Source organism: Streptomyces sichuanensis (assembly GCF_020328095.1).
Classification (GTDB): Bacteria; Actinomycetota; Actinomycetes; order Streptomycetales; family Streptomycetaceae; genus Streptomyces; species Streptomyces cinnamoneus.
Map to the genome: position 1 here is coordinate 21,837 of NZ_JAIXMK010000131.1, position 7,153 is coordinate 28,989.

Below are 7,153 nucleotides of genomic sequence, written 5' to 3' on the forward strand. Positions count from 1 at the left end.
CGGTAAGTCACTACCCGGAGGAAATGAGTCCGCCACATTCCGGAACGGCGGGGAACAACGGCGCGGAACAACGGCGACGAATGTTGGCGCAACGCGTGCGCCGGGGGCGCGCGTGAGTGAACGTGGTGCACGACAAGACTCGGGGCGCCGCCCGCGAACGTTGTACCGCATTCACGTGACTACTTACCGTTAACACCGTGTGGCGCCCTCGTGGCGCCGACCGGAACGGAAGGAACGCCGCATGGAGTTGCGCACCGATACGGCCGGGGGGACGTCCGTCGGTGCGCCGCCCGCCGACGTCGCCTTCCTCGTCCTCCCGGACGGCGACGCCGGTCGCGCGGCGCTGGCCGCCCTGCGCGCCCCCGGGCCACGGGTCATCGGCCACGCCTCCGGCCGTCCGTGGCTCGTGGGGCGGTGGCCCGACGGCGCGGTGGCGGTGGCCACGGCGGGGCGGACCCGCATCGCGGTGATCGGCGACTGCCCCCTCGCCCGGGCCGAGCTAGCGGCCGCCGCGGGCAGGCTCGGGGACGTGACGGGCCTCGACGAGCTCGCCCGCCGCCTGCCGGGCAGCGCCCACCTCCTCGCGTCCGCGGGCGGCCGGGTGCGGGTCCAGGGGGGCGTCGCCGGGGTGCGGTCGGTGTACCGCGCCCGGGTGGCCGGAGTGACGGTCGCCGCCGACCGCCCCGACGCACTGGCCCGCACGACGACCGCGCACGTCGACGAACGGCTGCTGGCCCTGCGCCTGATGAGACCCGGCGTCCCGCATCCGCTGCGGGAGAGGACCCTGTGGCGCGGTGTGGACGCCGTCCCGCCCGGCAGCTGCCTGATCGTCGACCCCGACGGCACGGCGCGCACCGCCCGCTGGTGGGAGCCTCCCGAACCGCTGCTGTCCCTCGACCAGGGCGCGCCCCTGCTGCGCGAGGCCCTGGCCCAGGCGGTGCGCGCCCGGGGCCGCGTCGCCGGCGGCGTGGTCAGCGCCGACGACTCGGGCGGGACGGACTCCGCGGCGGTGGCCCGCCTGGCGGCCGCCCCCGACCGCCGCCTGATCACCGTACGCATGCAGCAGCGCGGCGCCGACGACGCCGCCGGGCAGCCGCCGGGGCCGGGCACCGAGCACGTGCTGCTGCGCCACGACCGCTCCCCGGCGCTGTATGCGGGCCTCGACCGGGGGACGGGCGTCCTGCCCGCCGAGCCCGCCCACTGGGTCCGGGCGGCCGCCCGCTTCGAGGAGGCCGCCCGCCGGATGGCGGCCCGCGGCTCACGACTGCACTTCGGCGGCCACGGCGGCGACGAGCTGTTCACCCCGCCCGCCGCCTACCTCCACACCCTCGCCCGCACCCACCCCCGCATCGCCGTCCGGCACCTCGGGGAGCGCCGCGCCACGGCGCGCTGGCCGCTGCTCGCGACGTGGCGGGCCGTCGCCGACTCCAAGGACTTCCCGGCCTGGCTCACCCACGGCGCCGACCGCCTCACCGCCGCGCCGCCGCGTCCCGACCGGCCCCAGCTGGGCTGGACCGCCGAACTCCGCATGCCCGGCTGGGTCACCGCCGACGCGGTGTACACCTCGCGCGAGGTCCTCATCGACGCCTCGTACGAACCCCTCGCACCGGACCGCGGCACCCACCGCACCCTGGAGCGCATCCGCCGGGCCGGAGCCGCCGTCGGCTACGCGACGCGCCTGGCGGCCGCCCACGGCATCCGGCTCGCCGCGCCCTGCCTCGACGACCGGGTGGTCGAAGCCGTCCTCGCCGTCCACGCCCACGAGCGCGCCTCGCCGCACCGCCGCAAACCCCTGCTGGCCGCGGCCGTGCGCGACCTCCTCCCGGACGGGCCCGGCGACCGCACCACGCGGCGGGGCCCGGACGACGAGGACGCCCTGCACGGCTTCCGCCGGCATCGCCGTGCCCTGCTCGCCCTCTTCGACGGATCCGAGCTCTCCCGCCTCGGCCTCGTCGACGACGCCGCGGTCCGCGCGGCCCTGCGCGCCCCGCACCCCACCGTCGAGTCCCTGCTCACCCTCGAACCCACCCTGGCCTGCGAGGCGTGGCTGCGCACGCTGCGCCCCACCCCCTGACGGCGGGTCAGACGTCAGGTCCGATTCCCGCCAGCGCCGGCCCGCCCCTCCCGATTTCATTGAATGCGTAACCAGTTCAGGGGTTCAGGGAGGGCACCACATGAACGGCAGGACGGCTCTGGTGACCGGTGGCAGCCGCGGCATGGGCGCGGCGGTCGCACTGCGGCTGGCCGCGGCGGGCGCGGACGTGGCGATCACCTACGTCGCCGACGAGGAGGCGGCAGCGGCGGTGGTCCGCGGGATCGAGGCCCGGGGCCGGCGCGGCCTGGCGATACGGGCCGACGCCGGCGACGCCTTGGCTCCCGCCGAGGCGGTGCGGCGGACGGCGGAGACCTTCGGACGGCTGGACGTGCTGGTCAACAACGCCGGAGTCGGCGTGCTCGGCCCCGTCGAGCAGCTCGCACCGGCCGACGTCGACCGGGTGCTGGCCGTCAACGTGCGCGGCGGCTTCCTGGCCGCGCAGGCCGCCGCCGGGCTGATGACGCAGGGCGGGCGGATCATCACCATCGGCAGCTGCATGACGCAGCGCGTGCCCGGTCCGGGCGGCACCCTCTACGCGATGAGCAAGGCGGCGCTGACGGGGCTGACGAAGGCGCTGGCGCGGGAGCTGGGCGGCCGCGGCATCACCGCGAACATCGTCCACCCGGGCCCGGTCGACACCGACATGAACCCGGCGGACGGCCCGTACGCGGAGGGCCAGAGCGCGATGACCGCCCTCGGCCGGTTCGGCACGCCCGACGAGGTGGCGTCGATGGTCGCCCACCTCGCGAGCGACGAGGCGCGCTACGTCACCGGCGCCGAGATCGCCGTGGACGGCGGCCACGCGGCCTAGGGCGTGTCCGCAAAGTAGCGCCGTACGCCCGAAGGGCGTGGCCCGCGGCGTCTGGTGCCGGGGGCACCTCCCAGCGGTAGCTGGGGGAGCGTCGCGGGCCAGGCGGGACTTTGCGGACATGCCCTAGGCACACGCCCTGCAGCGAGAGGCGCCGGCGTGGCCGGCCGGTGCTTCTCCTCGGTAGCGCTCCATCAGCTCCAGGTCTTGCCCGCGGGCTCCTGGACGGTGACGTTGAGGCGGTTGAAGAAGTTCGTCAGCGCGACCATCAGGATGATGGCGGAGAGCTGCTGCTCGTCGAAGTGGTCGGCGGCCTCGTCCCAGACGTCGTCCGGCACCCCGGACCCGTCGGCGATCCGCGTGGCGGCCTCGGCCAGCGCGAGCGCGGCGCGCTCGGCGTCGGTGAAGAAGGGCGCCTCGCGCCAGGCCGCGACCGCGTGCAGCCGCTCGTCGGTCTCCCCGGCCTTCTTGGCGCTGGCCACGCCGCCGAACACGCACGCGCTGCAGCCGTTGATCTGGCTGGCGCGCAGGTGGACCAGCTCCAGGACCGCCTGCGGCACGCCGCCCTGGTGCACGGCCTTGTAGATGTTCTGGATGCCCTTCGTCGCGTCGGGCAGGACCTCGGCGGGGTTCTTCATCCGGGCGTTCATGGGCATGTCCTCCTGGGGGCCGGGCCGCGCTCCTCGCGCCGCCCTCGTTCGTGTCCGTCACTCACCTGACGGATCGCGACGCGAGGATGTGACAGGCGAGCGGAAAACTATTTTTTCCGCGTCCGCGGTGCCGGGCCCGGACGCCCGGCACCGGTCGGTGTGTCCGGCCCCCGGCCGTGCCCGTTCCTCATGCCTGCCGGGTGCGGGAGGCCAGGGCGCTGCCCACCCAGCCCAGGGTCACCGACGCCGCCGCGATGCCGCAGACGCCGCTCCAGCCCCAGTGACTGAAGGCCGGGCCGGCCAGCGCCGAGGCGGAGGCACCGCCGATGAAGGCGGTCACGACGTAGGCGGTGTTGGCCGCGGCGGGCCTGGCGGTGGCGGCCAGGGCCCGTGTCTGGTTGGCGACCTGACCGGCCATCAGCCCCGCGTGGATGAGGACGGCGCCGGCGCACAGCGCCCACAGGGCGTGGCCGCCCAGCCAGAACAGCGGCAGGGACAGCGCCGTCAGGGCGTAGGCGGTGGTGATCACGCGGTGCGGGCCGAAGCGGTCGATGAGGGTGCCGGAGACCGGGGCGACCACGGTGGAGACGAGGCCGAAGAGACCGAAGAGACCCGCCGTGCCGGGCGAGAGGTGGTACGGGCCGGACGTCGTCAGGAGCAGCGTGAGGGTCGTCCACAGGGAGCTCCAGGCGCCGAACAGGCCGCCCTGGCGCAGGCAGGCGGCCCGCAGGTCGGCCGAGGCGGCCATGAGACCCGGCAGCCCGGCTATCGCCTTGAGCGGACGGGCGGCCGTGCGCGGGCGGGTCTCCGCGGGCAGGAGGGCCGCGGTCAGCAGGCCGACGGCCACCGTCAGCGCCGCCGCCCCGAGGAAGACCGCGCGCCAGCCGAACGCCTGGCCCGCGAGGCCGCCCAGCACCCGGGCCGCGACGATGCCGGTGAACAGCCCGGCCACCACGGCTGCCACGTGCCGCCCGCGCCGGTCGGCCGGGGCGCGTTCGGCGACGAGCGGCACGAGCAGCTGCGGTACGACCGTCGCGGCGCAGGCCACCAGCACGGCCGCGGCCAGGGCGGGCAGTCCGGGGGCGAACGCGGCGGCGACCAGGGCCGCTCCGGCCACGGCGGAGAGGACGGCCACGAGCCGGCGGCGGTCGGCGGTGTCCCCCAGCGGTGCGAAGAACAACAGGCCGACGGCGTAGCCGAGCTGGGCGATGGACGCGATCCAGCCGGCGGACGAGGGGGAGGCCCCGAAGTCACGGGCGATCAGGCCGAGGAGCGGGGCGGCGAGGTAGATGTTCGCGGCGGTGACCGCCGTGCACAGGGCGATGACGGCGAGCAGCGGGCCGTTGCGGCGCTCGGCACGGGCCGGATGGCCCGAAGAGGGGCCGGTGGGTGTGCCGGCGGGCGCTCCGGCCGACGTGCCGGCGGTCGCGGCGGGCTGTTCCTGACGGGTGGCGGTCATCGGTGCGGGTGCTCCCCCTGTGTTGCAACCAACTGGTTGGTTAAAAGTGGCAGTGCGTGGCCGGCCATGTCAACCAAATAGTTGGTTACTCTGTTCCGCATGGCAGGAGTCAGGGATCCCGAGGCCACCAAGGCCCGCATCTTCGAGGCGGCCACCGCCGAGTTCGCCGCTCACGGCATCGCCGGCGCCCGCATCGACCGCATCGCCCGCGAGGCCAGGGCGAACAAGCAGCTGATCTACGCCTACTTCGGCAACAAGGCCGAGCTCTTCTCCCAGGTCCTGGAGCAGCGCCTCATGGAGCTGGCCGCCGCCATCCCCGTCGACGCCGAGGATCCCGACGGCTGGATCGACCGCCTCATGGACTACCACGCCGCCCACCCCGAGCTGATCAGGCTGGTCTTCTGGGAGGGCCTGGAGTACGGCGCCAACGGCATCCCGCACGAGGAGGAGCGCAGGCGCCACTACGAACGCAAGGTCGCGGTGTTCGCCACGGCGCAGGCCGAGGGCGTCGTCGACGCCCGCATCCCGGCGCCGGACCTGCTCTTCATGATGATCGCCCTGGCGTCGTGGGCCACGGTGCAGCCGCAGATGCGGCGCATCCTCATCGGCGACACGGACGAGGACGCGGCCCGGCTGCGCGCGTCCGTGCGCACGGCCGCCCGCCTCCTGACCGGCCGCGAGGCGTAGGGGGCTCCGCCCGCGGGCCCTTGCGGGCCGATGGCGCCCCGGCTGCCGCGAGGACAAGCCCCGGGCGGGCGCCCGCCGCGTTGCCGGGGCCGCTCACGTGCTCCCGCTGCGAGACGGTCCTCCGTCGTGCGGTCTCACCCGGCCGCCGCTCAGGGCCCGGTGCCGAACCGCGGAGCAGCGAGCCACGCTCGCTCTCCTTGCCGGTGACGGGCCCTACGCCTCGCGACGTGCCCCCGCAGGGGGCGTCAGTTCGTACCGATCTTCGCCAGCAGGTCCACGATGCGGCCCTGCACCTCGGCGCTCGTCGAGCGCTCCGCGAGGAAGAGGACCGTCTCGCCGGACGCCAGGCGCGGCAGCTGCGACGGGTCGATGTCGGCGGAGGTGTAGACGACCAACGGCGTGCGGTTCAGCGCACCGTTGCCGCGCAGCCAGTCGACGATGCCGGCGCGGCGGCGCCGCACCTGCATCAGGTCCATGACGACCAGGTTCGGGCGCGTCTGCGCGGCGAGCGTCACCGCCTCCGCGTCCGTCGCCCCGCACACCACGTGCATCCCGCGGCGCTCCAGCGTCGCGGTCAGCGCGTTCGCGATCGGCTCGTGCTCCTCGATCAGCAGCACCCGCGGCGGGTGCATCTCGCTGTCTCGCGGCGCGAGGGCCTTGAGCAGGACGGCCGGGTCGGCGCCGTACGCCGCTTCCCGCGTCGCGTGTCCCAGACCCGCCGTCACCAGCACCGGCACCTCGGCCGCGACCGCCGCCTCGCGCAGCGACTGCAGCGCGGTCCGGGTGATCGGGCCGGTCAGCGGGTCGACGAACAGAGCCGCCGGGTACGCGGCGATCTGCGCGTTCACCTCTTCGCGGGAGTGCACGATCACCGGACGGTAGCCGCGCTCCGTCAGCGCCTTCTCCGTGGACTCGTCGGGGGCCGGCCACACGAGCAGCCGACGCGGGTTGTCCAGCGGCTCCGGCGGCAACTCGTCGTCCATCGGCGGGCGGACGGCCTCCACGACCTCGACCGCGCCGTTCGGCCCGTCGAGCGGCTCGGGGCCCTCGGCGCCCTCGTCCGGTGCCCCTATGGCGAAGGCACGGCCCTCGGGGGCCCCGAGGGCATGCGGGCGGGCGGCGCCGTTGCCGGGCGCGGCCGGGCCCGCGGGGGCGGGGGGAGTGGCGGGGGCGTCCGGGCGGGCCTGAGCCTGTGCCTGCACCTGTGCCTGGGCCTGGGCCTCGCGCTCGCCCTCGGCCGGGTTCGCCAGTTTGCGGCGGCGGCCGGAGCCGGCGGAAGCGGTTCCGTGAGCCGGGGTCTCGCCCGTACCGGGGCCCTGCCCCAGCATCCGCACGCTGATGGGCCGCGCGCCCGGGGCCTCGGCACCGGCCTGCTTCGGTGCGGCTCCCGGCTCCTCCGCGAGCGCGCGCCGCGCACGGCGCCGGCCGGTCGGGGCGGGGGCGGCGGCCTCGCC

General features: G+C 75.8%; 6 protein-coding genes. 3 read left to right on the forward strand and 3 right to left on the reverse strand.

What is annotated here, in order from left to right; translation table 11 throughout:
• Nucleotides 1–241 precede the first annotated feature (241 nt).
• Together LE181_RS27360 and LE181_RS27365 are read left to right on the forward strand one after the other, a co-directional pair.
• The gene (locus tag LE181_RS27360; protein ID WP_225664178.1) at nucleotides 242–2,074 is read left to right on the forward strand and encodes an asparagine synthase-related protein; all 1,833 of its coding nucleotides are present in this window, start codon (nucleotides 242–244) and stop codon (nucleotides 2,072–2,074) included.
• Nucleotides 2,075–2,174: 100 nt separating this feature from the next.
• A complete protein-coding gene (locus tag LE181_RS27365; RefSeq protein ID WP_225664179.1) occupies nucleotides 2,175–2,906 on the forward strand; it encodes an SDR family oxidoreductase in 732 nt (243 codons plus the stop codon).
• Nucleotides 2,907–3,097: 191 nt separating this feature from the next.
• Here the strand turns inward: LE181_RS27365 and LE181_RS27370 are convergent, their stop codons facing one another.
• Nucleotides 3,098–3,553, reverse strand: coding sequence for a carboxymuconolactone decarboxylase family protein (locus LE181_RS27370; RefSeq protein ID WP_225664180.1), 456 nt, complete (start codon nucleotides 3,551–3,553; stop codon nucleotides 3,098–3,100).
• A 187-nt stretch (nucleotides 3,554–3,740) separates the two neighbouring features.
• Nucleotides 3,741–5,012 carry an MFS transporter gene (locus LE181_RS27375; RefSeq protein WP_225664181.1) on the reverse strand — a complete coding sequence of 424 codons (1,272 nt, stop codon included), beginning with the start codon at nucleotides 5,010–5,012 and terminating at the stop codon, nucleotides 3,741–3,743.
• Between the two features lie 99 nt (nucleotides 5,013–5,111).
• On the opposite strand from LE181_RS27375, the gene LE181_RS27380 reads away from it, so the two are divergent.
• Nucleotides 5,112–5,699 (forward strand): TetR/AcrR family transcriptional regulator, encoded by a 588-nt coding sequence (locus LE181_RS27380; protein ID WP_225664182.1) that lies wholly within the window; start codon nucleotides 5,112–5,114, stop codon nucleotides 5,697–5,699.
• A gap of 245 nt (nucleotides 5,700–5,944) precedes the next feature.
• Here the strand turns inward: LE181_RS27380 and LE181_RS27385 are convergent.
• Nucleotides 5,945–7,153 (reverse strand): response regulator transcription factor (locus LE181_RS27385; protein WP_505016590.1); only part of this gene is annotated, 1,209 nt, incomplete at its 5' end.

Excerpts from the sequence above, each read along its gene's own strand:
- LE181_RS27360 (WP_225664178.1), top strand. The coding sequence starts at position 242 with ATGGAGTTGCGCACCGATACGGCCGGGGGGACGTCCGTCGGTGCGCCG.
- LE181_RS27365 (WP_225664179.1), top strand. The coding sequence starts at position 2,175 with ATGAACGGCAGGACGGCTCTGGTGACCGGTGGCAGCCGCGGCATGGGC.
- LE181_RS27370 (WP_225664180.1), bottom strand. The coding sequence starts at position 3,553 with ATGAACGCCCGGATGAAGAACCCCGCCGAGGTCCTGCCCGACGCGACG.
- LE181_RS27375 (WP_225664181.1), bottom strand. The coding sequence starts at position 5,012 with ATGACCGCCACCCGTCAGGAACAGCCCGCCGCGACCGCCGGCACGTCG.
- LE181_RS27380 (WP_225664182.1), top strand. The coding sequence starts at position 5,112 with ATGGCAGGAGTCAGGGATCCCGAGGCCACCAAGGCCCGCATCTTCGAG.